The organism is Acidovorax sp. MR-S7 (genome assembly GCF_000400995.2).
GTDB lineage: Bacteria > Pseudomonadota > Gammaproteobacteria > Burkholderiales > Burkholderiaceae_C > MR-S7.
The window spans coordinates 91,635-116,541 of record NZ_DF238983.1; the positions used below are offsets into that span (position 1 = coordinate 91,635).

Below are 24,907 nucleotides of genomic sequence, written 5' to 3' on the forward strand. Positions count from 1 at the left end.
GGACACCTGCCATGTCGAAGAGAGATTTTTACGAGATCCTCGGCGTTCCCAAGAACGCCTCGGAGGACGAGCTCAAGAAAGCCTATCGCAAGCTCGCGATGAAGCACCACCCTGACCGCAACCAGGGTGATGTCGCCAAGCCTGCCGAAGAGAAATTCAAGGAGGCCAAGGAGGCCTACGAGATCCTGTCCGATCCGCAAAAGCGCGCGGCCTACGACCAGTACGGCCACGCGGGCGTGGATCCCAATATGCGCGGCGGCATGGGCGGCGGCCCCGAGGGCTTCGGCGGCTTCGCCGAGGCCTTCGGCGACATCTTCGGCGACATGTTCGGCCAGCAGCGCGGCGGGCGCGGCGGCCGCCAGGTCTACCGCGGCAACGACCTGTCGTATGCCATGGAGGTCACGCTGGAAGAGGCCGCCAAGGGCAAGGAAGCCCAGATCCGCATCCCGAGCTGGGAAGGCTGCGACACCTGCCACGGCAGCGGCGCCAAACCCGGCACCAGCGCCAAGACCTGCGGCACCTGCAACGGCCAGGGCGTGGTGCAGATGCGCCAGGGCTTCTTCAGCGTGCAGCAGACCTGCCCGCACTGCCGCGGCACGGGCAAGATCATTCCCGAGCCCTGCACCGCCTGCCACGGCCAGGGCAAGATCAAGAAGCAGAAGACGCTGGAGGTGAAAATCCCCGCCGGCATCGACGACGGCATGCGCATCCGCTCCACCGGCAACGGCGAGCCCGGCACCAACGGCGGCCCGCCGGGCGACCTGTACATCGAGATCCGCGTGAAGAAGCACGACATCTTCGAGCGCGACGGCGACGACCTGCACTGCGAGGTGCCCGTGAGCTTCATCACCGCCGCGCTCGGCGGTGAGATCGAGGTGCCCACGCTCGCGGGCAAGGCCGCGATCGACATTCCCGAAGGCACGCAGGCCGGCAAGCAGTTCCGCCTGCGCGGCAAGGGCATCAAGGGCGTGCGCGCCAGCTACCCCGGCGACCTGTACTGCCACATCGTGGTGGAGACGCCCGTCAAGCTCACCGAGTACCAGCGCAAGCTGCTCAAGGAGCTGGACGAATCGCTCAAGAAGGGCGGCGCCAAGCACTCGCCTTCCACCGAAAGCTGGACGGACCGGCTCAAGAGCTTCTTCAGCTGACCCCCATCGACGGCCCGCAAAGCGGGCCTTTTTTTGGCTCAAATCCCGATCAATTTCTTCGGGAATACCCACCCTCGGTTGACAAAGATCAGCCCACGAAAAACCGGGCCCTCTAAGGTACGCAGCTGCGCGCTGCCCACGCGGCGCAGTGCCAGCACCCAGAGAGCCTTCGTGACCGATACCGCCAGCCCCACGCCCGCCACATCCCCCGAACTCGTGTGCCCCGCCGGAAGCCTGCCCGCCCTCAAGGCGGCCGTGGACGCGGGCGCCGACTGCGTCTACCTCGGCCTGCGCGACGCTACCAACGCGCGCAACTTCGCGGGCCTGAACTTCGACGAGGCCGCCATCCGGAGCGGCATCGCCTACGCCCACGCGCGCGGCCGCAAGGTGCTGCTGGCGCTCAACACCTACCCGCAGGCCAGCAACCCCGCGCCCTGGCGCGCGGCGCTGGACAAGGCGGCCGCCTGGGGCATCGACGCCGTGATCCTGGCCGACCCGGGCCTGATGCGCTACGCCGCCGAGCGCCATCCGCAGCTGCGCCTGCACCTGTCGGTGCAGGGCTCGGCCACCAACCACGACGCCATCAACCTATACCACCAGCAGTTCGGCATCCAGCGCGCGGTGCTGCCGCGCGTGCTCTCGCTGGAGCAGGTCAAGCAGGTGGTGCAGCGCACGCCGGTGGAGATCGAGGTGTTCGGCTTCGGCAGCCTGTGCGTGATGGTCGAGGGGCGCTGCGCGCTGTCCTCGTACGCCACGGGCGAATCGCCCAACACGCATGGCGTGTGCTCGCCGGCCAAGTTCGTGCGCTGGCAGGAAACGCCCCAGGGGCTGGAGTCACGCCTGAACGGCGTGCTCATCGACCGCTACGGCAACGGCGAGAACGCCGGCTACCCCACGCTGTGCAAGGGCCGCTTCGACGTGGGCGGCGAGAGCAACTACTACGCGCTGGAGGAGCCCACCAGCCTCAACACGCTGGAGCTGCTGCCCCAGCTCGTGAAGATGGGCGTGCGCGCCTTCAAGATCGAGGGCCGCCAGCGCAGCCCGGCCTACGTGGCGCAGGTCACGCAGGTGTGGCGCGAGGCCATCGACCACTGCATGGCGCAGGGCCACCTGTACGCGCCCAAGACGGCCTGGATGGCCAGCCTCGACCAGGTGGCCGAGGGCCAGCAGCACACGCTGGGCGCCTACCACCGCCCCTGGAAATGATTGCATTGAGAGCCCCACGATGAAACTCGCCCTCGGTCCGCTGCTGTACTACTGGCCGCGCGACACCGTTTTTTCCTTCTACCAGGCCATGGCCGAGACGCCCGTGGACGTGGTCTACCTCGGCGAGGCCGTGTGTTCGCGCCGCCGCGAGCTGCGCCAGAGCGACTGGATCGACATCGCGCGCATGCTCAGGGACGCGGGCAAGCAGCCCGTGCTCTCCACCATGGTGCTGCTCGAATCCACCGCCGACGTGGCCGCCATGCACAAGATCGTGCGGGACGAGGAGTTCCTTGTCGAAGCCAACGACATGGGCGCCGTGCACAACCTCGCGGGCCAGCGCCCGTTCGTGGCCGGCCCGCAGCTCAACCTGTTCAACCCCGACGCCCTGGCCTGGATGGCCGGCCTGGGCGCGCGCCGCTGGGTCATGCCGCTGGAAATGCGCCAGAGCGACCTGGCCGTGCTGCAGCAGCACCGGCCCGCCGGGCTGGAAACCGAAGTCTTCGCCTACGGCCGCATGCCGCTGGCGTTCTCGGCACGCTGCTTCACCGCGCGCCACTACAACCGGCCCAAGGACGACTGCGGCTTCGCCTGCATCGAGCACCCCGACGGGCAACTGCTGCAAACGCGCGAGGGCGAGGGCTTCCTGGTGCTCAACGGCATCCAGACCCAGTCCGCGCGCGTGCACAACCTGCTGCAGGACGTGCCCGCGCTGCGCGCCCTGGGCGTGGACCTGCTGCGCCTGTCGCCGCAGTCGCAGCACATGGCCGAGGTCATCGCCGCGTTCGACGCCGCGCGCCATGCCGCGCAGCCCGACCCCACGGCGCTGGAGCGCATGCGCGCGCTCATGCCCGCCGCGCCCTGCAACGGCTACTGGCACGGCAAGCCAGGGCTGGATCTGATCGTCGAACCCGCGCATGCTTGACCCGGAGGCCCCATGACCACCACCCCGCCCGCCCCCTTCACCCTGCCGCGCCCCGTGGGTGCCGTGCTCGCGCGCCTGCCCGCCTACCCCGGCTCGGTGCTGCTGGTCACCGCCATCAACCTGGCGCTGGCGCGCCACCTGCCGGGCGACGTGAAGGCGCTGCTCAAGGACAAGCGCCTGTCTATCCGCGTGCGCGACGCGCGCCTGGCCTTCGACTTCTCGTGGAACGGCCAGCGCTTCGCGCCCAGCACGCCGCAGGCCACCCCGGACCTGGCCATCAGCGCCAACGCGCAGGACTTCATGCTGCTGGCGCAGCGCCGCCAGGACCCGGACACGCTGTTCTTCAACCGCCGCCTGGTGATGGAGGGCGACACCGAGCTGGGCCTGGTGGTGAAGAACGCGCTTGACGCCATCGAGCTGCCCGTGCTCGACCCCGCGCACTGGACGCCGCGCGCCGTGCTCGCGCGCCGCGCGCCGCCCCTGGCGCGCCAGTTGCCACCGCTGCCGCCGATTTTTGGAGGCCGGCCATGAACGACCCTGCCCCCGCCCCCGACCACCCGCTGGTCTATTCCTGCTCCGGCTGCTCCAGCGCCGCGCAGCTCGCCAACCACGTCGCCGTGCAGCTCGACCGGCGCGGCGTGGCCGAGATGTCGTGCATCGCCGGCGTGGGCGGCGACGTGCCCAAGCTGGTCAAGCTGGCCCAGTCGGGCCGCCCCATCGTCGCGCTCGACGGCTGCCCGCTGGTGTGCGTGAAAAGCAGCCTGGCGCGCCACGGCATCGCCCCGGCGCGGCACTACCAGTTGCACGAGTACGGCGTGAAGAAGCGCAACCACCAGGACTTCGACCCCGCGCAGGCCGCCGAGGTGCTGGGCCGGGTCGAGGCCGACCTGATCGACCACCCGCTGCGCAAAGAGGCCGCATGAGCATTTCTCCCCGCCGCGTCATCGTCGGCATTTCCGGCGCCAGCGGCGCCGTCTACGGCGCGCGCCTGCTGCAGGCGCTGCGCGAGATCGGCAACGTCGAATCGCACCTGGTCGTCTCCGACGCCGGCTGGCGCAACCTGCGCCACGAGCTGGACATGGACCGCGCCAGCGTGGAGGCCCTGGCCGACGTGGTGCACGCGCTGGACAACGTGGGCGCCAGCATCGCCAGCGGCTCGTTCGCCGCGCAGGGCATGGTCATCGCGCCCTGCTCCATGCGCACCCTGGCGGCCGTGGCCCACGGCCTGGCCGACAACCTGCTCACACGCGCCGCCGACGTGGCGCTCAAGGAGCGCCGCCGCCTGGTGCTGATGGTGCGCGAATCGCCACTGCACCTGGTGCACCTGCGCAACATGGCCACGTTGACCGAGATGGGCGGCATCGTCTGCCCGCCCATGCCCGCGTTCTACCAGCGCCCCACCACCGTGGGCGAGATCGTGGACCACAGCGTGGCGCGCGCGCTCGACCTGCTGGGCATCGAGAACGCGCTCGCCCCGCGCTGGCAGGGCCTGCCGTCAAACTCCTGATTCGATAGCTGCCAGCGCTTACCAGTAAAGCGCTAGAGGCCAATTTCATTCAAAACATGCACTACCGCGACCTGCGTGACTTCATGGCGCAACTGGAGGCAGCCGGCGAGTTGCGCCGCATCGCCGCGCCCGTCTCCCCGCATCTGGAAATGACCGCGCTGGCCGACCGCGTGCTGCGCGCAGGCGGCCCGGCGCTGCTGTTCGAGCAGCCCACGGGCCATGCCATGCCGGTGCTCGCCAACCTGTTCGGCACGCCCGCGCGCGTGGCGCGCGCGCTCGGCGTGGCCGGGCTGCCCGAGATCCGCGCCTTCGGCGAAGTGCTCGCCGCGCTGAAAGAACCCGAGCCGCCGCGCGGCATGAAAGACCTGTGGGGCAAGCGCGACCTGCTCAAGACGCTGTGGAGCATGGCCCCCGCGCACGTGCGCCGCCCACCGTGCCAGCAGGTGGTGTGGGAGGGCAACGAGGTCGATCTGGCGCGCCTGCCCATCCAGCACTGCTGGCCCGGCGACGTGGCGCCGCTCGTCACCTGGGGCCTCACCATCACGCGCGGGCCGCTGAAGAAGCGCCAGAACCTCGGCATCTACCGCCAGCAGTTGCTGTCGAAGAACCAGCTCATCATGCGCTGGCTGTCGCACCGCGGCGGCGCGCTGGACTTCGCCGACCACTGCCGCCTGCACCCCGGCCAGCCCTACCCGGTGGCCGTGGCCATCGGGGCCGACCCGGCCACCATCCTCGGCGCCGTCACGCCCGTGCCCGACACGCTGTCGGAATACCAGTTCGCCGGCCTGCTGCGCGGCGCGCGCACCGAGGTCGCGCCCGCGCTCGGCGTGCCGCTGCAAGTGCCCGCCAGCGCCGAGATCGTGCTCGAAGGCCACATCCGCCCCGACGCCCGCCACGCCAGCGGCTGGCAGCACGCGCTCGAAGGCCCCTACGGCGACCACACCGGCTACTACAACGAGTGCGCCGAATTCCCCGTGTTCACCGTCGATCGCGTCACGCTGCGCGAGGATGCGCTGTACCACAGCACCTACACCGGCAAGCCACCCGACGAACCCGCCATGCTCGGCCTGGCGCTGAACGAGCTGTTCGTGCCGCTGCTGCAGCGCGCCTTCCCCGAGATCCTCGACTTCTACCTGCCGCCCGAGGCGTGCAGCTATCGCATGGCCGTGGTGCGCATCCGCAAGGCCTACGCGGGCCACGCGCGGCGCGTGATGATGGGCGTGTGGAGCCACCTGCGCCAGTTCCTCTACACCAAGTTCATCGTGGTGGTGGACGAGGACGTGGACGCGCGCGCATGGCCCGAAGTCATCTGGGCCCTGACCACGCGCATGGACCCCGCGCGCGACACGATGCTGGTGGAGAACACGCCCATCGACTACCTCGATTTCGCCTCGCCCGTCGCCGGCCTGGGCAGCAAGATGGGATTGGACGCGACGAACAAGTGGCCCGGCGAGACGCAGCGCGAGTGGGGCCGGCCGATGGCTATGGACGCCGAGGTCTCCGCGCGCATGAACGCCCTGGCCGACACGCTGGGCCTATAGCCGAGCGCCGCGCACCGCCAATGCGTGGCTTCGGCGGGCGCGCTGCTACGCTGGCGGCAAACCACCACGCAGGCCATCCATGAGCGTCACCCTCACCTTCCTCGGCGGAGCCGGCACCGTCACTGGCTCCAAGTACCTCGTGCGCCACGGCGGCCGCGCGCTGCTTGTCGACTGCGGGCTGTTCCAGGGCTACAAGCCGCTGCGCCTGCGCAACTGGCAGCCGCTGCCCGTGGCGCCCGCCGCCGTCCATGCCGTGCTGCTCACGCATGCGCACCTGGACCACTCGGGCTACCTGCCGCTGCTGGCGCGCGATGGCTTCGCAGGGCCGGTGTTCTGCACGGCAGGCACGCGCGACCTGTGCGCGATCCTGCTGCCCGACAGCGGCCACCTGCAGGAGGAGGACGCCAACTACCTCAACCGCCACCACCTCAGCCAGCACGAGCCCGCGCTGCCGCTCTACACGCGGCTGGACGCGCAGCACAGCCTGGCGCTGCTGCGCCCGCGGCCTGTGCACACGGCGTTCGAGCCGCTGCCGGGCTGGCGCGCCACGTTCACGCGCGCGGGGCACATCCTGGGCGCGGCCAGCATCCTGCTGAAGGTGGGCGGGCGGCGCATCCTGTTCTCGGGCGACCTGGGGCGGCCCGACGACCTGCTGATGCGCGCGCCCGAACCGCCGCCCGCGGCCGACGTGGTGCTGGTCGAATCCACCTATGGCAACCGCACCCACCCCGAAGGCGCGGTGACGGATGAGCTGGGCCCCGCGCTCGCGCGCCTGGCCGCGCGCGGCGGCGTGGCCGTGGTGCCGGTGTTCGCCGTGGGGCGCGCGCAGACGGTGCTGCACGCCATCGCACGGCTCAAGGCCGAGGGCACACTGCCGCCGTCGCTGCCCGTCTACCTGGACAGCCCCATGGCCGTGAGCGCCACCCAGCTCTTCGAGGGCCACATGGACGAGCACCGCCTGGACCGCGCCGCCCTGCACGCCATGGCGCGCGGCACGACGCTGGTGCACAGCGTGGACGAGTCGAAGGCGCTGGCGCGGCTGCACGGCCCGCGCGTGATCCTCTCGGCCAGCGGCATGGCCACGGGCGGGCGCGTGCTGCACCACCTGGCGCTGCACGCGGGCGACCACCGCAACATGATCGTGCTGACCGGCCATCAGGCGGGCGGCACGCGCGGCGCGCGCATCGCCGCGGGAGAAAAGAGCATCCGCATCTTCGGGCAGGAGGTGGCCATCCGCGCCGAGGTGGTGCAGCTGGCCACCGCCTCCGCCCATGCCGACGGCGGCCAGCTCATCGACTGGCTGCGCGCCAGCCCGCGCGCGCCGGGGCGGGTGTGCGTGGTGCACGGCGAGCTGGCGGCGGCCGATGCGCTGCGCGAGCGCATCGCCCACACGCTGCGCTGGCCGGCCCAGGTGCCGGAGCACGGCGACACGCTGACGCTCTGAATTGCAAGCCAAATCGACCTCCAGCGCTTGATACGCAAGCGCAAGCAGCTCCTTTTTCAGGAGTAGCACCGCCGCATGGCGGCATGCAAGACATCGCATATGGCGATGACAAACCCACGCGCCTTAGGGGAAAATACGCGAATACCTCTCCAAACGAGAAGACACGTTCCCCCGATGAAAAGCTCCGAGCGCAGCTTCGCGCGCCGTATCGACTTGACCTCGCTGCAACTGTTCGTGGCCGTCTGCGAACTGGGCAGCATCGGCCGCGCGGCCGAGCGCGAGTTCATCGCCGCGTCGGCGGTGAGCAAGCGTCTGTCCGATCTGGAGGCCGCCGTCGATACCGCCCTGCTCTACCGCCACAGCCGCGGCGTGACGCTCACGCCCGCCGGAGAGAGCCTGCTGCACCATGCGCGCACGGTGCTGTTCGGCCTGGAGCGCATGCAGGGCGAACTGAGCGAATACGCCGAGGGCGTGCGCGGCCACGTGCGCATGCACGCCAACATCTCGGCCATCGTGCAGTTCCTGCCCGAGGACCTGGGCGCGTTCGCGCGCGCGCACAGCCAGATCAAGATCGACCTGCAGGAGCACCTGAGCCCCGACGTGCTGCACGCCGTGCGCGAGGGCGCGGCGGACTTGGGGCTGTGCAACGTGCCGGCCACGGCGGAGGGCGAGCTGCAGAGCCGCCCCTACCGCACCGACCGGCTGGTGCTGGTCGTGCCGCAAGGCCACGCCCTGCAGGCGCGGGAAGCCGTCCAGTTCGACGAAGTGCTCGACTGGGACATCGTCGGCCTGCACGCGGGCAGCAGCATCAGCCTGGCGATGCGCCAGGCCGCCGCGCAGGCGGGGCGCCCGCTGCGCCAGCGCATCCAGGTCACGGGCCTGGACGCCATGTGCCGCATGATCGACAACGGCCTGGGCGTGGGCCTGCTGCCCGACCGGGCGTTCGCGCTGATGCAGGGCGTGGGCCGGCTGGCCGCCGTGCCGCTGGACGAACCCTGGGCCCTGCGCGCGCTGCGGCTGGTGGCGCGCGACTTCGACGCGCTGCCCGTCACCGCGCGCCTGCTGGTCGAACATTTGACCCCTCCTACAATTTCCCTCCCCACCTGAAAGACGAAGCGAGACTGCCATGGGACGCACCCTGTACGACAAGATCTTCGACGAGCACGTCGTCCACACCGAGGAGGACGGCACGTCCGTCCTCTACATCGACCGCCACCTGGTGCACGAGGTGACCAGCCCGCAGGCGTTCGAGGGCCTGCGCGAGGCCGGCCGCAAGCTCTGGCGCGTGAGCTCCATCGTCGCCACGGCCGACCACAACACGCCCACCACGGGCTGGGAGCGCGGCTACGACGGCATCGACGACCCGATCAGCAAGGAGCAGATCACCACCCTGGACAAGAACATCCAGGAATGGGGCGCGGCCGCGTTCTTCCCGTTCCTGTCCAAGCGCCAGGGCATCGTGCACGTGATCGGCCCCGAGAACGGCGCCACCCTGCCCGGCATGACCGTGGTCTGCGGCGACAGCCACACCAGCACGCACGGTGCGTTCGGCGCCCTGGCCCACGGCATCGGCACCAGCGAGGTGGAGCACGTGATGGCCACGCAGACCCTGCTGGCCAAGAAGGCCAAGAACATGCTGGTGAAGGTGAACGGCAAGGTCGCGCCCGGCGTGACGGCCAAGGACATCGTGCTGGCCATCATCGGCCGCATCGGCACCGCCGGCGGCACGGGCTACACCATCGAGTTCGCGGGCGACGCGATCCGTGCGCTGTCGATGGAAGGCCGCATGACGGTGTGCAACATGGCCATCGAGGCCGGCGCGCGCGCGGGCCTGGTGGCCGTGGACGACAAGACCATCGAGTACGTGAAGGGCCGCCCGCTGGCCCCCACGGGCGTGGAGTGGGACCAGGCCGTGGCCTACTGGAAGACGCTGCATTCCGATGCCGATGCGAAGTTCGACGCCGTAGTCGAGCTGAACGGCGCGGACATCGTGCCGCAGGTCACCTGGGGCACCAGCCCCGAGATGGTGCTGGGCGTGGACGCCACGGTGCCCGACCCCGACAAGGAAAAGGACCAAGCCAAGCGCGGCGCCATCGAGCGTGCGCTGACCTACATGGCGCTGGAACCCGGCAAGCCGATCAATGACATCTTCGTGGACAAGGTGTTCATCGGCAGCTGCACCAACAGCCGCATCGAGGACATGCGCGAAGCCGCCGCCGTGGTCAAGAAGCTGGGCCAGAAGGTGGCAAAGAACGTCAAGCTCGCCATGGTCGTGCCCGGCTCAGGGCTGGTGAAGGAACAGGCCGAGCGCGAGGGGCTGCACGAGATCTTCCGCGCCGCGGGCTTCGAGTGGCGCGAGCCCGGCTGCTCCATGTGCCTGGCCATGAACGCCGACCGCCTGGAGCCCGGCGAGCGCTGCGCTTCGACCAGCAACCGCAACTTCGAAGGCCGCCAGGGCGCGGGCGGGCGCACGCACCTGGTGAGCCCCGCGATGGCCGCGGCCGCCGCCATCCACGGCCATTTCGTGGACATCCGCCAATTCGCCTGAGGGGCGCTGCCGTGAAACAGCCTCTCGCCACCCTCCTCGCCCTGGCCTTCGTGCTGGCCGGCTGCAACACCGTCAAGGGCATGGGCCAGGACGTGCAGCGCGCCGGCTCGGCCATCGAACGCGCCGCCAAGTAAAGGACCCACCGCCATGCAGAAATTCACCGTGCACAAGGGCCTCGTCGCCCCCATGGACCGCGAGAACGTCGACACCGACGCCATCATCCCCAAGCAGTTCCTCAAGTCGATCAAGAAGACGGGCTTCGGCCCCAACCTGTTCGACGAGTGGCGCTACCTCGACAAGGGCGAGCCCGGCGTGCCCGAGAGCGCACGCAAGCCCAACCCCGACTTCGTGCTGAACCAGCCGCGCTACAAGGGTGCCAGCGTCCTCATCGCGCGCCGCAACTTCGGCTGCGGCTCGAGCCGCGAGCACGCGCCCTGGGCGCTGGACCAGTACGGCTTCCGCGCCGTCATCGCGCCGAGCTTCGCAGACATCTTCTTCAACAACTGCTTCAAGAACGGCCTGCTGCCCATCGTGCTGCCCGAAGCCACGGTGGACCAGCTCTTCAGCGAAGTGGCGGCCTTCCCCGGCTACGAGCTGACCATCGACCTGGAGCGCCAGGTGGTCGTGCGCCCGCAAGGCGAGGAGATCCCGTTCGACGTGATCCCGTTCCGCAAGTACTGCCTACTCAACGGCTTCGACGACATCGGCCTGACCCTGCGCCACGCCGACAAGATCCGCGCCTTCGAGGCCGAGCGCCTGGCCACCAAGCCCTGGCTGGCCCACACGATGGCGTCCTGAGCATCCTCAAGCCAAAACACGTCCCAGCGCTTGTCTGACAAGCGCTGGCAGCTATCGAAACCGAAGTAAACCGACCATGAAAATCGCAGTTCTGCCGGGTGACGGCATTGGCCCCGAAATCGTCGCCGAAGCCGTCAAGGTGCTCGAGGCGCTCGACCTGAAGCTGGAGATGGAAAGCGCTCCCGTCGGCGGCGCGGCCTACGAAGCCTCGGGACACCCGCTGCCCGAGGCCACGCTCAAGCTCGCCCAGGAGGCCGACGCCGTGCTGTTCGGCGCCGTGGGCGACTGGAAGTACGACACGCTCGACCGCCCCCTGCGCCCCGAGCAGGCCATCCTGGGCCTGCGCAAGAACCTGGGCCTGTTCGCCAACTTCCGCCCCGCCATCTGCTACGAGCAGCTCGTGGGCGCATCGAGCCTCAAGCCCGAGCTGATCGCGGGCCTGGACATCCTCATCATCCGCGAGCTGACGGGCGACATCTACTTCGGCCAGCCGCGTGGACGCCGCACCGCCGCCGACGGCCACTTCCCCGGAGCTGAGGAAGCCTTCGACACAATGCGCTACAGCAGGCCCGAGATCGAGCGCATCGCCCGCGTCGCGTTCGAGGCCGCGCGCAAGCGCAATAAGAAGGTGACCAGCGTCGACAAGGCCAATGTGCTGGAGACCTTCCAGTTCTGGAAGGACGTGGTCACCGAGGTGCACAAGGACTACCCCGACGTGGAGCTGCAGCACATGTACGTGGACAACGCCGCCATGCAGCTCGTGAAGGCGCCCAAGGCCTTCGACGTGATCGTGACCGGCAACATGTTCGGCGACATCCTCAGCGACGAGGCCTCCATGCTCACCGGCTCCATCGGCATGCTGCCTTCGGCTTCGCTGAACGACAAGAAGCAGGGCCTGTACGAGCCCAGCCACGGCAGCGCACCCGACATCGCCGGCAAGGGCGTGGCCAACCCGCTCGCCACCATCCTCAGCGCGGCGATGATGCTGCGCTTCTCGCTGGGCCAGGAGGAAGCCGCCCGCCGCATCGAGGCCGCCGTCACGAGCGTGCTGGCACAGGGCCTGCGCACGCCCGACATCTACAGCGCGGGCACGACCAAGGTCGGTACGGTGGAGATGGGCGACGCCGTGCTGAAGGCGCTGGGCTGAGCGGTCAGGCGGCCGGTGCGGCCTGCGGCAGCGCCGCGCTGGCCGTGCGGTTGCGCCCCGCGGACTTGGCGGCGTAGAGCGCCCGGTCCTCCGCCTGCAGCAGCACGGCCGCCTCCACGGGCGCGTCGCCGGGCACCGGCTGCCAGCACACCACGCCCAGGCTCACCGTGACCAGGCCCTGCGGGCTCGCCGGGTGGGGCAGCCGCAGCGTCTCGACCTGCGCGCATGCGCTCGGCCACTGCGGCCGCGCCGCGCGCGTCGGTGCCGGGCAGCACGACGACGAACTCCTCGCCGCCATAGCGGCTCACCATGTCGCCCGGCCGCAGCGCGCATTGCTCCAGCACCCGCGCCACGGCGCGCAGGCACTCGTCGCCGCCCAGGTGGCCCTGGGTGTCGTTGTAGCTCTTGAAATAGTCCACGTCCGCCATGCACAGCGACAGCACCTGGCCGTCGCGCCGGGCGCGGGCGATCTCGCGCTCCAGCCGCTCGTCCAGCGAGCGGCGGTTGTGCAGCCCGGTGAGATAGTCCTGCCGCGCATAGTAGGCCAGGCGGTCGTTGGCCGCGGTGAGCTGTTCCTCGGCCATCTTGCGCGCGGTGATGTCCATCCACGCGACCGACAGGCCCACCACTGCGGCGCGCGCATCGCGCAACGGGTGCCGCGTCACGTAGAACCAGCGCCCGTCCCAGGCCCATTCACGGCCGGGCATGGGTGCGCCCGCGTCGGCGGCGGCGAAGTCCTCGCGCAGGGCATCGGCCGCCACGGGCACCCGCTCCGCCAGGCACAGGCCGGGCAGCGCCTCCACCTCGCGTCCCAGCAGCAACGCCATGGCCTGGTCGGCCATGGCCACACGCCCCTCGCGCGTCAGCGTGCACAGGGCCACGGGCGCCAGGTCGTACACCGCCTCCAGCTGCAGAACGCGCTCGCCGAGCATCGAGATGTCGCGGTCCACGCCGCGGTAGCCGGCCAGGTCGCCCTGCGCGTCGAAGAGCGGCACGCCGCTGGTTTCGAGCACCACGATGCTGCCGTCGGGCCGCACGTTGCGGTTCACCAGCCCCGAGAACGGCCTGCGCGCCGCCACGATCGCCGCGAACTCGCGGCCCACGCGCTGCGCCTCGGCCTGCGGCATGAAATCGAACGGCGTGCGCCCCAGCACTTCGGAGGGCGGCCGCCCGAGCAGCACCGTCACCATGGCCGAGCAATAGGTGTAGCGGCCCTGGGCGTCCACTTCCCAGATCCAGTCGCTGTTGTGGTCCAGCAGGTCGCGCAGGTGGCGCGGATCGTCCTGCCAGCCTGCAAGGGAATCGTCGAGGGAAGACATGGAGGAAGCGGAACCGTCCGGAAAGATTTGTAACTATACGCCCGGCGGGCTCATGCGACCCAGCCCTCCAGCAGCAGCGGTCGCACAGCTTCGTCGAAAGCCGACCGGATGTCCGGAAACACCGCCGGCAGCGGCGCGCCCACGGCCTTGAGCCACAGGACGGTGCTAGGGATCGGCGGGTCGAACTCGTGCACCCCGCCGCCGCGCGCCCCATGGTCAGCCGCTGTGAACGGATCGACGATGGACACGCCGCGGCCGTGGAGCACGAACGTCGCCACGGTGGCCGGCGAGCGGGCCGACACCGCCATGCGCCGGGGGATGTTCTGCGCGGTGAACAGCTCGTCGATGCGCAGCCGCGTGAAGCTGCCCTCGGCGAGCGAGACGAACTCGCGGCCGGCCAGCATGGACGGGTCCACCCGCGCCGCGCCGCCGAAGTCTCCCGGCGTGGCCGAGATGCATTTGCACCGCAGCCGGTAGGCCTGGATCAGCTCCACGCCGTCGAGATCCACGGGCGGCATGGCCAGGCCGATGTCGTAGCGCCGGTCGCGGACCAGGCCGATGATCTCGTTGGAGCTGAAGGTGTCCACCTCCACCTGCAGCGCCTCACGCCCCTGCAGCACGCCCGCCAGCAGCCGCGGCAGCCCGCTCACCGACAGGGTGGACATGGCCGCGATGCGCAGGCGCCCGGCCTCCCTGTCGCGCAGCTTGTCGGCCAGGTCGGCCAGCTTCCACACCGCGCCGAACAGCTGCCGCGTCTGCTGGTGCATCACCTGCCCGGCCTCGCTCGGCCGCAGGCCGCCGCGCTTGGATTCGAACAGGCTCAGGCCCAGGTCTTCCTCCAGCGAGGCGATCAGCTTGCTCACCGCGGCCTGGCTGATGAAGAGCGTTTCCGCGGCCGCCTTCATGCTGCCGCCGGTCATCACCGCGTGGAAGGCTTCGAGCTGGCGGAACGTGGGTCTGCGGGCTTCGGTGCGCATGGCGACTTAACTTGCGGTTGATTGGACTGAAGCACAAATCCTTTGCCAGGGGCGGCGGCCGCGGCCTACAGTGAATTTCCACACCGCCATTCGCAAAAGGATTCGAGATGAAGTTCGTTCGGACGTTGCTTGCCATCGCCATGCTGGCGACCCTGCCCGCGGCCCATGCGCAGGAGGACTTTCCCAACCGCCCGGTGCGCATCATTGTTCCATGGCCGCCCGGCGCGCTGTCCGACGGGGCGACGCGCATCGTCGCGGCCAAGCTCAGCGAGGAGTGGAAGCAGCCGGTGGTCGTGGAGAACAAGCCCGGCGCGAACGGCACCATCGGCGCCGACCTCGCGGCCCGCGCCAAGCCCGACGGCTACACACTGATCAACACCAATACCGACATCGACTCGCTCAACCAGCTGCTCTACGCCAACCTGCCCTACAACGCCGAGCGCGACTTCGCGCCGGTGGCGATGATGGCGACCCAGGCCATGGTGCTGATGACCCACCTGAACTACACCCCCACCACGCTGCAGCAGATGGTGGAGGACGCGAAGGCCCACCCCGGCAAGCTCAACTACGCGTCCTGGGGCCGCGGCGGCGTCAGCCACATGGCGATGGAGCTCTTCAAGCACGCGGCGGGCGTGGACATCACCCATGTGCCCTACAAAGGCTCCACCCCCGCCATCTCGGACGTCGTCAGCGGCCAGGTGCAGATGATGTTCGCGGGCGCCGCGTCGGGCATGTCGCTCTACCAGGGGCAGAAGGTGCGCGTGCTCGGCGTGGCCTCCGCGCAGCGCCTGCGCCAGCTGCCCAGCATTCCCACGATCGCGGAGCAGGGCTATCCGGGCTTCGAGGTGGAGACCTGGAACGGCATCTCGGCACCTGCGGGCACGCCTGCCGCCGTGGTGCGCAAGATCAGCGCCGCGGTCCAGCGCGCGCTGTCCGACCCGGCCATCGCCCAGCGGCTGGAGACCCAGGGCGCGACGGTGGTCACAGGCAGTCCCGAGCACTACCGGGACTTCATCCGCGCGCGCGCCGGCAAATGGCAGGCATCGGTCGACATGCTGGGGATCAAGCCCGAATGAGCGCCACCGACGCCACCTCGGTCGGGGTCATCGGCTCCGGCATCCTGGGCCTGTCCACGGCCCTCTATCTGCAGCGCGCCGGCTTCGCGGTGACGGTGATCGACGCGCTGCCCGCGGGCGGGGGCACGTCGTTCGGCAACTCGGGGCTGATCAGCGCCGACACCGCCGTGCCCATCGCCCAACCCGGCATGCTCAGGAAGGTGCCCGGCTGGCTGCTGCGCTCCGACGGACCCCTGGTCATCCGCAGCGGGTATGCGCCCCGCCTCGCGCCCTGGCTGCTGCGCTGGATCGGGGCCAGCTCGATCGAGCGCGTGCTGCGTATCTCCGACGCGATGCGCGCACTGCATTCCACGTCTCTCCACGCCTGGCGCGAACTGCTGGGTGACGCGGATTTCCAGCGCCTCGTGCGGCCCGTCGGGCAGGTGCGCATCTGGGAAGGCGACGGCATGGAGTCGCGCATCGAGATGCAGATCGCCCAGCGCCATGCCATCGCCGTCGAGCCGCTCACGGCCGCCGACCTGCAGCGCATCTATCCCGGCATCTCGCCCGAGATACGGCGCGGCATGCGCATTCCCGGCAATGCCTTCACCGTCAGCCCGCTGGGGCTGGTGCAGGCGCTGCATGCGCAATTCCTCGCGGGCGCAGGCCAGACCGTGCACGAGCGCGTACTCAAGATCCTGCCGTGCGGGCCCGAAGGGTTCACGCTGATGACCAACATGGCCAACCGCCGCTTTCCACGCATCGTGGTGGCGGGCGGGGCCTGGAGCGGCAGGCTGCTGGAGCCGCTGGGCCTGCGGGTTCCGCTGGAATCCGAGCGCGGCTACCACGCCCTGCTGCCCGCGCCCAGCATCGAACTGCCCATGCCGCTGTCGGTGAAGAACCGTGGCTTCGGCATGACCCCCATGGCCGAGGGCCTGCGGGTGACGGGAACCGTGGAATTCGCCGGGCTCGAGGCCGCGCCGGACGAGCGCCGCGCCGCAGCGCTCGCCGCGCATGCGCGGCGCATCTTCCCCGGCCTGCAGGCCGGCGAGCCGCGCTACTGGATGGGCCACCGCCCGTCCACGCCCGACAGCCTGCCGGTGCTGGGCGAGGCGCCCGGCCATCCCGGCCTGTACCTCGCCTTCGGGCATGGCCACTTCGGCCTCACGGGCGGCCCGCCCAGCGGCAAGCTCGTCAGCCAGCTCATCGCGGGTGCGAAGCCGGCGATCGACCCGGCTCCTTACGCCATCGGGCGATTCTGAGCGGCCGGGCCCGGCGGGCGCGCCCGGGCATCCGCTACAATGCCCGGCTATGTTTGCCGCCCGCCCGTTCGCACAGAACACCGCCACTGCCGCCCTGGCAGGCGTCGCCGAGCGTGCAATCACCACCAAAACCACGACCATTAAGGGCTGAACCAGCTCCGGTATCGTCGTGCGCCCTCCCTGGCCCAGACGAGCCGGGGGTGAACAGAAGTCCGGTCGGGCACTGTTTTTACTTTGTGAAAGGGCGTTGAAAATGAGCAAGTTGGTAGGTTTGGTCGGCTGGCGCGGCATGGTCGGCTCTGTGCTGATGGACCGCATGGTGCAGGAGAAGGACTTCGACCTGATCGAGCCCCTGTTCTTCTCCACATCGAACGCAGGCGGCAAGGCGCCCGCGATGGCCAAGAACGAGACCACGCTGCAGGACGCGTTCGACATCGCGCAGCTGGCGCGCTGCGAGATCATCATCACCGCCCAGGGCGGCGACTACACCACCGAGGTCTTCCCCAAGCTGCGCGCCGCAGGCTGGAAGGGCCACTGGATCGACGCCGCCTCCACGCTGCGCATGAAGGACGACGCGGTCATCGTCCTCGACCCGGTGAATATGCCCGTCATCCAGAACGCCCTGGCCAAGGGCGGCAACAACTGGATCGGCGGCAACTGCACGGTGAGCTGCATGCTGATGGGCGTGGGTGCGCTCTACAAGGCGGGCCTCGTCGAGTGGATGAGCACGCAGACCTACCAGGCCGCCAGCGGCGGCGGTGCACAGCACATGCGCGAGCTGCTCACGCAGTACGGCACGCTGAACGCCGAGGTGAAGGCCCTGCTCGACGACCCCAAGAGCGTCATCCTGGAGATCGACCGCAAGGTCATCGCCAAGCAGCGCGCCCTTTCGGCCGACGAAACCGCCAACTTCGGCGTGCCCCTGGGCGGATCGCTGATTCCCTGGATCGACAAGGACCTGGGCAACGGCATGTCCAAGGAAGAGTGGAAGGGCATGGCCGAGACCAACAAGATCATGGGCCAGGGCGAAGGCTTCGGCTCGCCCGCCGTGCCGGTCGATGGCTTCTGCGTGCGCGTGGGTGCCATGCGCTGCCACAGCCAGGCGCTGACCTTCAAGCTGAAGAAGGACGTGCCCGTAGCCGACATCGAGGCCATGATCGCCGCCGACAACGAATGGGCCAAGGTCGTGCCCAACACGCGCGAGGCCACGCTCCGCGACCTGACGCCCGTGGCCGTCACCGGCACCATGACCATCCCTGTGGGCCGCATCCGCAAGCTGGCCATGGGCCCCGAGTATGTCGGCGCCTTCACCATCGGCGACCAGCTCCTGTGGGGTGCGGCCGAGCCGCTGCGCCGCATGCTACGCATCCTCCTGGACGCCTGATCCCCCTGCCCGGCGGCGCCCGCGCGGTGCCGCCGGCTGCAGTTCCATGATGGATACGCCCTGTTACGGGTCGTTGTCCGTTACCAACATGCGATGGGCCATTCCTTGCTCCAAACCGGGGCGGAAAAGCTGGAGCGCCGTGTCAGCTTGTCAGTGCAAAACATTGATGCTATGGTGCTTTTTACATATTTTCACGCTCGGGAGGGGCCTCGACCATGAACAGAAAAAAGCCTCTTCCCACGGCTGCATCCCTCATTCACACCGTCGCACCCATGCATCGTTGGAAACTCTCTGTCCTGGCCGCAGCGGCCGCCCTGTCGGCCGGGCTCTATGCCACCGATGCCAGCGCACTGGCCCTGGGACGCGTGAATGTGCAGTCGGCGCTGGGCGAACCCCTGCGCGCCGAAATCGAACTTCCCCAGATCACCCCCTCCGAAGCGGACTCCCTGCGCGTCGCGCCCGCCTCGCCCGAGGTGTTCCGCGCGCAAGGCCTTGAGTATTCGCCCGCCGCGCACAACGTCCAGGTCCAGCTCCACCGCCGTCCCGACGGCTCCATGGTGCTGCGGCTGAGCAGCACCCGGCCCATCAACGATCCTTTCGTCGACCTGGTCATCGACGCCTCGTGGAGTTCCGGCCACATCGTGCGCAGCTACACGATGCTGTTCGACCCGCCGGCCCTGCGCCGGCCGCAGGCCGCCGTGACCACGCCGCCCCAGGTCACCGCGCCGCGCGCAGAGGCGGCGCCCGCCCCCGTGGCACCGCGTCCGCCGGCGGCAGCGCCCATCGCCCGCCCGCCCGCACCCGCCCCGGCACCGACCCCCACGCCCAGGGCGGCCGCCGAGCGCCCCCAGAGAGCGGACGAAGTCACGGTGCGGACCGGCGACACCGCCGGGCGCATCGCCAGTGCCCACAAGCCGGCCAGCGTGTCGCTGGACCAGATGCTGGTGGCGATGATGCGCGCCAATCCCGATGCCTTCGTGCGGGGCAACGTGAACCGCCTGCGCGCGGGCGCCGTGCTGCAGATGCCCAGCGAAGCCGATGCGCAGGCCACCCCCGCCGCCGAGGCCCGGCAGATCATCGCCACGCAAAGCCGCGATTTCAACGAATTCCGCCGCCGCCTGGCGTCCGCCGCTCCCACGGCCGAAGTGGCCGCCGCGCAGCGCACGGCCAGCGGCTCGGTGCAAACACAGGTCGAAGACCGCAAGCCCACGGTCGCCAGCCCGGACAAGCTCACCCTGTCCAAGGGCAGCGTCCAGGCCCAGAAGGCCGACGACAAGCTCGCCCGCGACAAGCAGACGGACCAGAACGCCGCCCGCATGGCGGAGCTGTCCAAGAATATTTCCGAACTGAACCAGATCAGCAGCGGCACCGCCAAGACGGCCGAGCCAGGCGCGGCACCGGCGACGGCGCCTGCAGCGCAGGCCGGCCCGGGCGTGTCCGTGCCTGCCCCGGCGGGCCTTCCCGCTTCCGCGCCTGGGGCCAGCGCCGAGACGGCGCCTGGGGCCGAAAGCGCACCGGCGGCACCTGCAGCGCCCGCCTCGGAGCCCGCTGCTGCGGCCCCCGAACCCGCGGCCGAGGCACCTGCGCCAGCCCCCGCGCAGGCCCCCAAACCCGCTCCGCAGCCCGTGCAGTACGAGGAACCCAGCTTCCTCGACTCCCTGACCGAAGACCCGCTGCTGGCGGGCGGCGCGCTCGCCCTCCTGCTGGCCCTGCTGGGCTACGGCGGCTACCGCATCGCCCAGCGCCGGCGCAACCAGGGCGCGGTGGACAGCTCCTTCCTGGAAAGCCGCCTGCAGCCCGACTCCTTCTTCGGCGCCAGCGGCGGCCAGCGCGTGGACACGGCCAACAGCGAACTCACCACCGGTTCTTCCTCCATGACCTACTCGCCCAGCCAGCTGGATGCGGGCGGCGACGTGGATCCCGTGGCCGAAGCCGATGTCTACCTGGCCTATGGCCGCGACCTGCAGGCCGAGGAAATCCTCAAGGAAGCCGCGCGCCACCATCCCGAGCGTGTTTCGATCCCCGCCAAGCTCGCGGAGATCTACGCCAAGCGCCAGGACCGCAAGGCCCTGGAAGCCGCGGCCAGCGAGGTGTTCACCCTCTCCAACGGCCAGGGTCCGGACTGGGCCCGCGTCTCCGACCTGGGCCGCACCCTGGACCCGGACAACGCGCTGTACCAGCCCGGCGGCCGCCCGGCGGCCGCCACCGCGGCGCAGGCCGCTGCCGGTGCCGGTGCCGCTGCAGCCACGGCGTTCGCGAGCACATTCGCAGCGTCTGCCCCCCAGCCGCTGGCCGATGAAGCCCCGAACTCCATATTGCCGGACCTGGATTTGGACCTGGACCTCGATCTGCACGAAGCGCCCCCCGCACCCGATCCGGCCCCTGCGGGCGCCTTCGCCGCCGCGATGGCCGATGCCACACTGCATGCGACGCCCCCGACGGCCGACGTTCCTCCAGCCGAGGCGCCCGCGCCTGAACTGGACCTGGGCGACCTCGAACTGCCCGATACCCCGTGGGAGCCGCCTGCCACCGCCGCCCAGCCGGAACTCCCGGACGCTGGTGCATCGGGTACGGAGCCCTCCCCGCTCGACTTCCAGCCCTCCGACCTGTCGCTGATGGACTCGGCCGTCGCCCCGCTGACCAGCCGCGATGCCAAGGCCCCGGCGCCAGAGCCGCTCGAATTCGATCTGGGCGACCTGTCGCTGGACCTGGGCGCCCCCAGCGCCAAGGCAGCGTCCGCCGCCCAGCCCGTGCCCCAGCCCACGCCCGCGGCAGCAGCCGATGCACTGCCGGACGATCCGCTGGCCACCAAGCTGGCGCTGGCGGAAGAGTTCAACACCATCGGAGACAGCGAAGGCGCCCGCTCCCTGATCGAGGAAGTGATCGCCGAATCGTCCGGCGACCTCAAGGCCCGCGCCCAGCGCCTGCTGGCCGAACTGGGCTGATGCGCCGCTGCCTGCCCGCGCGCGGCAGCCGCCGCGCCCGCGCGCCGTGGGCCCGGCCGGAGTGCGCACGATGAGGGTGGCCCTGGGCGTCAGCTACAACGGCCAGGCCTACAGCGGCTGGCAAAGCCAGCCGGGCGGCAACACCGTGCAAGACCACCTCGAAGCGGCCCTGGGCCGCTTCGCCACGCATGGCGTATCGACCCTGTGCGCGGGCCGCACGGACGCGGGGGTGCACGGCCTGATGCAGGTGGTGCATTTCGACACCGCCTTGCAGCGCGCGCCCTTCTCCTGGGTGCGCGGCACCAACACCTTCCTGCCGCCCGACATCGCCGTGCAGTGGGCCCAGCCCGTGCCCGATGCGTTCCACGCGCGCGCCAGCGCCGTCGCGCGCCGCTATGCCTACGTGCTGCTGCAATCGCCCGTGCGGCCCAGCGTGGACGCGGGACGCGTGGGCTGGGTGTTCCATGCGCTCGACGAGCAGGCCATGCGCGCCGCCGTGCAGAACCTGCTGGGCGAGCACGACTTCACGTCCTTCCGCGCCTCGGCCTGCCAGGCCAAGACGCCGGTGAAGACGCTGCACCGCATCGACATCACGCGCCGCGGCCCGGCCAGCGGCCACGACCTGCACGGCTGCACGCCGTGCTACTGGCGCTTCGAGTTCGAGGGCAATGCCTTCCTGCACCACATGATCCGCAACATCATGGGCTGCATCGTCGCCATCGGCCAGGGCCTGCAGCCGCCCGACTGGATGCGCACGGTGCTCCAGGCACGCTCGCGCGACGCGGCCGCCCCCACCTTCTCGCCCGACGGCCTGTATTTCCTGGGGCCGGTGTACGGGCCCGAGTGGGGCCTGCCTACGCGCACCGCTGCGTATGATTGGCTGCCATGAGCAGCCCCCCTCCCCCAGCCCACGCCTCCCGCACCCGCATCAAGATCTGTGGCCTGACCCGCGAGCAGGACGTGGACGCCGCCGTCGATGCGGGCGCCGACGCCATCGGCTTCGTGCTCTATCCGAAAAGCCCGCGCGCCGTCACCCCCGCGCGCGCTGCCGCGCTGGCCCGGCGCCTGCCGCCCTTCGTCACGCCCGTGCTGCTGTTCGTGAACGCACCCGCTACCGAAGTGATAGCTGATTGCGCTTGCGTGGCGGGCGCTACAGCGCAATTTCATGGTGATGAGTCGCCCGAGGACTGCTGGGCCGCCAGCGACCAGGGGCGCATTCCCTTCCTGCGCGCCGCGCGCATTCCGCTGGGCGAAGGGGCGGCGCGCTTCGACCTCGTAAAATACGCCCACGATCACTCTCACGCCCGCGCCATCCTGCTCGACGCCCACGTCGAGGGCTATGGCGGCGGCGGCAAGGCATTCAATTGGTCACTCCTTCCACCAAGCGTCGACTCTCACCTCGTTTTGTCTGGTGGACTCACGCCTGCAAACGTGACCGATGGCATCTTGCAGGTTCGCCCGCGTTGCCGGGTGCTGGCGGTTGACGTCAGCTCCGGCGTAGAGGCCGACGGTCCAGATGGCGCTCCCCTCAAGGGCGTCAAGGACGCCGGCAAGATCCAACGCTTCATCGCCGCCGTGCGCGCGGCGGATGCGGCACCAGCTTCCCTTTCCTAAATGCCTGCATACCAACAACCCGATGCGTCGGGCCATTTCGGCCCCTATGGCGGCAGCTTCGCCAGCGAAACCCTGACCCACGCGCTGACCGAGCTGCGCGAAGCCTACGCGCGCTACCAGCACGATCCGGAATTCCTCGCCGAATTCCACTACGAGCTGGCGCACTTCGTGGGCCGGCCCTCGCCCGTCTACCACGCCGCGCGCACCTCGCGCGAAATGGGCGGCGCGCAGATCTACCTCAAGCGCGAGGACCTCAACCACACCGGCGCGCACAAGATCAACAACGTGATCGGTCAGGCCATGCTCGCCAAGCGCATGGGCAAGCCGCGCATCATCGCCGAGACCGGCGCCGGCCAGCACGGCGTGGCCACGGCCACGATCTGCGCGCGCTACGGCCTGGAGTGCGTGGTCTACATGGGCAGCGAGGACGTCAAGCGCCAGAGCCCCAACGTCTACCGCATGAAGCTGCTGGGCGCCACCGTGGTGCCCGTCGAATCCGGCAGCAAGACGCTCAAGGACGCGCTCAACGAGGCCATGCGCGACTGGGTGACGAACGTGGACAACACGTTCTACATCATCGGCACCGTGGCCGGCCCGCACCCCTACCCGATGATGGTGCGCGACTTCCAGAGCGTGATCGGCCAGGAGTGCCTCACGCAGATGCCCGAGATGCTCCGCGCACAGCAGATCGCCGCCGAGCAGCCCGACGCCGTGGTCGCCTGCGTGGGCGGCGGCAGCAACGCCATGGGCATCTTCCACCCCTACATCCCGTTCGAGAAGACGCGCCTGATCGGCGTGGAAGCCGCGGGCGAGGGGCTCGACAGCGGCAAGCACTCCGCCAGCCTGCAGCGCGGCTCCAGCGGCGTGCTGCACGGCAACCGCACCTTCATCCTGCAAGACGACAACGGCCAGATCACCGAGACGCACAGCATCAGCGCCGGGCTGGACTACCCCGGCGTCGGCCCCGAGCACGCCTGGCTGCAGGAAATCGGTCGCGCCGAATACGTGGGCATCACCGACCAGGAGGCGCTGGAGGCCTTCCACTACCTGTGCCGCACCGAGGGCATCATCCCCGCGCTGGAATCCAGCCACGCCGTGGCCCACGCGATGAAGCTCGCCAAGACCATGCAACCTTCGCAATCCATCCTCGTGAACCTCTCCGGGCGCGGCGACAAGGACATCGGCACCGTGGCCGACCTGTCCGGCACCGACTTCTACGACCGCCCCAGCATGCGCGGCCATACGGTCAAGGGAGGGCCCGCCGCATGAGCCGCATTGCAGACACCTTCGCCGAGCTGCAGTCCAAGGGCCGCAAGGCCCTCATCCCCTACGTGACGGCCGGCTTCCCGTTCGCCGACATCACGCCCGCACTCATGCACGGCATGGTGGAGGCCGGCGCCGACGTGATCGAGCTGGGCGTGCCCTTCTCCGACCCCATGGCCGACGGCCCCGTCGTCCAGAAGGCCGGCGAGAAGGCGCTGGCTCTGGGCATCGGCATGGCGCAGGTGCTCGACATGGTGCGCAGCTTCCGCCAGCGCAACAGCACCACGCCCGTGGTGCTCATGGGCTACGCCAACCCGGTGGAGCGCTACGAGCAGCGCCACGGCCAGGGCGCGTTCGCGCGCGACGCGGCTGCCGCCGGCGTGGACGGCCTGCTGGTCGTGGACTATCCGCCCGAGGAATGCGAGCAGTTCGCTGCCGAACTGCGCGCTCAAGGCATCGACCTGATCTTCCTGCTCGCTCCCACCAGCACGCCCGAGCGCATGCAGCAGGTGGCGCGCGTGGCCAGCGGCTACGTCTACTACGTCTCGCTCAAGGGCGTGACCGGCTCGGGTGCGCTGGACACCACCGCCGTCGAGGCCATGCTGCCGCGCATCCGCGAGCACGTGAAGATCCCCGTCGGCGTGGGCTTCGGCATCCGCGACGCCGCCACCGCCCAGGCCATCGGCCGCGTGGCCGACGCGGTCGTCATCGGCAGCCGCATCATCCAGCTCATCGAGGACCAGCCGCACGAGAAAGTCGTGCCCATCACCGTCGATTTCCTGCGCGGCATCCGCAAGGCAATGGACGCCTGAATTTCAAGAGGAACA

General features: G+C 69.9%; 22 protein-coding genes and 1 pseudogene. 21 read left to right on the forward strand and 2 right to left on the reverse strand.

Annotated elements, in window-relative coordinates; all coding sequences use genetic code 11:
- The first annotated feature begins 11 nt into the window (after nucleotides 1-11).
- The 13 genes from dnaJ to leuB all read left to right on the forward strand — a co-directional run bounded on the left by dnaJ (nucleotide 12) and on the right by leuB (nucleotide 12,261).
- Entirely contained in the window at nucleotides 12-1,148 is a 1,137-nt protein-coding gene (gene dnaJ / locus AVS7_RS19865) for a molecular chaperone DnaJ (RefSeq protein ID WP_020229812.1), read from the forward strand.
- Between the two features lie 171 nt (nucleotides 1,149-1,319).
- Entirely contained in the window at nucleotides 1,320-2,354 is a 1,035-nt protein-coding gene (locus AVS7_RS19870; RefSeq protein ID WP_020229813.1) for a peptidase U32 family protein, read from the forward strand.
- Between the two features lie 19 nt (nucleotides 2,355-2,373).
- Nucleotides 2,374-3,276: a U32 family peptidase gene (locus AVS7_RS19875; protein ID WP_020229814.1), complete on the forward strand. Its 903-nt coding sequence runs from the start codon at nucleotides 2,374-2,376 to the stop codon at nucleotides 3,274-3,276.
- A 12-nt stretch (nucleotides 3,277-3,288) separates the two neighbouring features.
- Entirely contained in the window at nucleotides 3,289-3,807 is a 519-nt protein-coding gene (locus AVS7_RS19880) for an SCP2 domain-containing protein (RefSeq protein WP_020229815.1), read from the forward strand.
- A complete protein-coding gene (locus AVS7_RS19885) occupies nucleotides 3,804-4,199 on the forward strand; it encodes a putative zinc-binding protein (RefSeq protein WP_020229816.1) in 396 nt (131 codons plus the stop codon). Before AVS7_RS19880 ends, AVS7_RS19885 begins: the two co-directional genes overlap by 4 nt.
- The gene (locus tag AVS7_RS19890; protein WP_020229817.1) at nucleotides 4,196-4,783 is read left to right on the forward strand and encodes a UbiX family flavin prenyltransferase; all 588 of its coding nucleotides are present in this window, start codon (nucleotides 4,196-4,198) and stop codon (nucleotides 4,781-4,783) included. Before AVS7_RS19885 ends, AVS7_RS19890 begins: the two co-directional genes overlap by 4 nt.
- Before the next feature lie 56 nt (nucleotides 4,784-4,839).
- Nucleotides 4,840-6,324, forward strand: a complete 1,485-nt coding sequence (gene ubiD / locus AVS7_RS19895; RefSeq protein WP_020229818.1) for a 4-hydroxy-3-polyprenylbenzoate decarboxylase — start codon at nucleotides 4,840-4,842, stop codon at nucleotides 6,322-6,324.
- Nucleotides 6,325-6,403: 79 nt separating this feature from the next.
- Nucleotides 6,404-7,768, forward strand: a complete 1,365-nt coding sequence (locus tag AVS7_RS19900; protein ID WP_020229819.1) for an MBL fold metallo-hydrolase — start codon at nucleotides 6,404-6,406, stop codon at nucleotides 7,766-7,768.
- Between the two features lie 174 nt (nucleotides 7,769-7,942).
- Nucleotides 7,943-8,875 carry a LysR family transcriptional regulator gene (locus AVS7_RS19905; protein WP_020229820.1) on the forward strand — a complete coding sequence of 311 codons (933 nt, stop codon included), beginning with the start codon at nucleotides 7,943-7,945 and terminating at the stop codon, nucleotides 8,873-8,875.
- Nucleotides 8,876-8,894: 19 nt separating this feature from the next.
- Complete coding sequence (gene leuC / locus AVS7_RS19910) at nucleotides 8,895-10,316, forward strand: 3-isopropylmalate dehydratase large subunit (protein ID WP_020229821.1); 1,422 nt, start codon at nucleotides 8,895-8,897, stop codon at nucleotides 10,314-10,316.
- 11 nt (nucleotides 10,317-10,327) lie between these two features.
- Nucleotides 10,328-10,450 (forward strand): entericidin A/B family lipoprotein, encoded by a 123-nt coding sequence (locus AVS7_RS19915; RefSeq protein WP_020229822.1) that lies wholly within the window; start codon nucleotides 10,328-10,330, stop codon nucleotides 10,448-10,450.
- 13 nt (nucleotides 10,451-10,463) lie between these two features.
- Nucleotides 10,464-11,114 (forward strand): 3-isopropylmalate dehydratase small subunit, encoded by a 651-nt coding sequence (gene leuD / locus AVS7_RS19920; RefSeq protein WP_020229823.1) that lies wholly within the window; start codon nucleotides 10,464-10,466, stop codon nucleotides 11,112-11,114.
- Nucleotides 11,115-11,190: 76 nt separating this feature from the next.
- Nucleotides 11,191-12,261, forward strand: coding sequence for a 3-isopropylmalate dehydrogenase (gene leuB, locus AVS7_RS19925; protein WP_020229824.1), 1,071 nt, complete (start codon nucleotides 11,191-11,193; stop codon nucleotides 12,259-12,261).
- A 4-nt stretch (nucleotides 12,262-12,265) separates the two neighbouring features.
- Here the strand turns inward: leuB and AVS7_RS19930 are convergent.
- Both AVS7_RS19930 and AVS7_RS19935 read right to left on the reverse strand, forming a co-directional pair.
- Nucleotides 12,266-13,580, reverse strand: a pseudogene (locus AVS7_RS19930) (diguanylate cyclase).
- Nucleotides 13,581-13,630: 50 nt separating this feature from the next.
- Nucleotides 13,631-14,557 carry a LysR family transcriptional regulator gene (locus AVS7_RS19935; protein WP_020229825.1) on the reverse strand — a complete coding sequence of 309 codons (927 nt, stop codon included), beginning with the start codon at nucleotides 14,555-14,557 and terminating at the stop codon, nucleotides 13,631-13,633.
- A 107-nt stretch (nucleotides 14,558-14,664) separates the two neighbouring features.
- On the opposite strand from AVS7_RS19935, the gene AVS7_RS19940 reads away from it, so the two are divergent.
- The 8 genes from AVS7_RS19940 (at nucleotide 14,665) to trpA (ending at nucleotide 24,892) form a co-directional block, all read left to right on the forward strand.
- Complete coding sequence (locus AVS7_RS19940; RefSeq protein WP_020229826.1) at nucleotides 14,665-15,633, forward strand: tripartite tricarboxylate transporter substrate binding protein; 969 nt, start codon at nucleotides 14,665-14,667, stop codon at nucleotides 15,631-15,633.
- Nucleotides 15,630-16,874 (forward strand): FAD-binding oxidoreductase, encoded by a 1,245-nt coding sequence (locus AVS7_RS19945; protein ID WP_020229827.1) that lies wholly within the window; start codon nucleotides 15,630-15,632, stop codon nucleotides 16,872-16,874. Before AVS7_RS19940 ends, AVS7_RS19945 begins: the two co-directional genes overlap by 4 nt.
- A gap of 253 nt (nucleotides 16,875-17,127) precedes the next feature.
- Nucleotides 17,128-18,258 carry an aspartate-semialdehyde dehydrogenase gene (gene asd / locus AVS7_RS19950; RefSeq protein WP_034691271.1) on the forward strand — a complete coding sequence of 377 codons (1,131 nt, stop codon included), beginning with the start codon at nucleotides 17,128-17,130 and terminating at the stop codon, nucleotides 18,256-18,258.
- 272 nt (nucleotides 18,259-18,530) lie between these two features.
- Nucleotides 18,531-21,203: a FimV/HubP family polar landmark protein gene (locus tag AVS7_RS19955; protein WP_020229830.1), complete on the forward strand. Its 2,673-nt coding sequence runs from the start codon at nucleotides 18,531-18,533 to the stop codon at nucleotides 21,201-21,203.
- A 70-nt stretch (nucleotides 21,204-21,273) separates the two neighbouring features.
- Nucleotides 21,274-22,092 carry a tRNA pseudouridine(38-40) synthase TruA gene (gene truA / locus AVS7_RS19960; RefSeq protein WP_020229831.1) on the forward strand — a complete coding sequence of 273 codons (819 nt, stop codon included), beginning with the start codon at nucleotides 21,274-21,276 and terminating at the stop codon, nucleotides 22,090-22,092.
- Nucleotides 22,089-22,817: a phosphoribosylanthranilate isomerase gene (locus AVS7_RS19965; RefSeq protein WP_020229832.1), complete on the forward strand. Its 729-nt coding sequence runs from the start codon at nucleotides 22,089-22,091 to the stop codon at nucleotides 22,815-22,817. The genes truA and AVS7_RS19965 overlap by 4 nt, the downstream gene beginning before the upstream one ends.
- Complete coding sequence (gene trpB / locus AVS7_RS19970; RefSeq protein ID WP_020229833.1) at nucleotides 22,818-24,086, forward strand: tryptophan synthase subunit beta; 1,269 nt, start codon at nucleotides 22,818-22,820, stop codon at nucleotides 24,084-24,086.
- Nucleotides 24,083-24,892 (forward strand): tryptophan synthase subunit alpha, encoded by an 810-nt coding sequence (trpA, locus tag AVS7_RS19975; protein WP_020229834.1) that lies wholly within the window; start codon nucleotides 24,083-24,085, stop codon nucleotides 24,890-24,892. Before trpB ends, trpA begins: the two co-directional genes overlap by 4 nt.
- Nucleotides 24,893-24,907 lie beyond the last annotated feature (15 nt).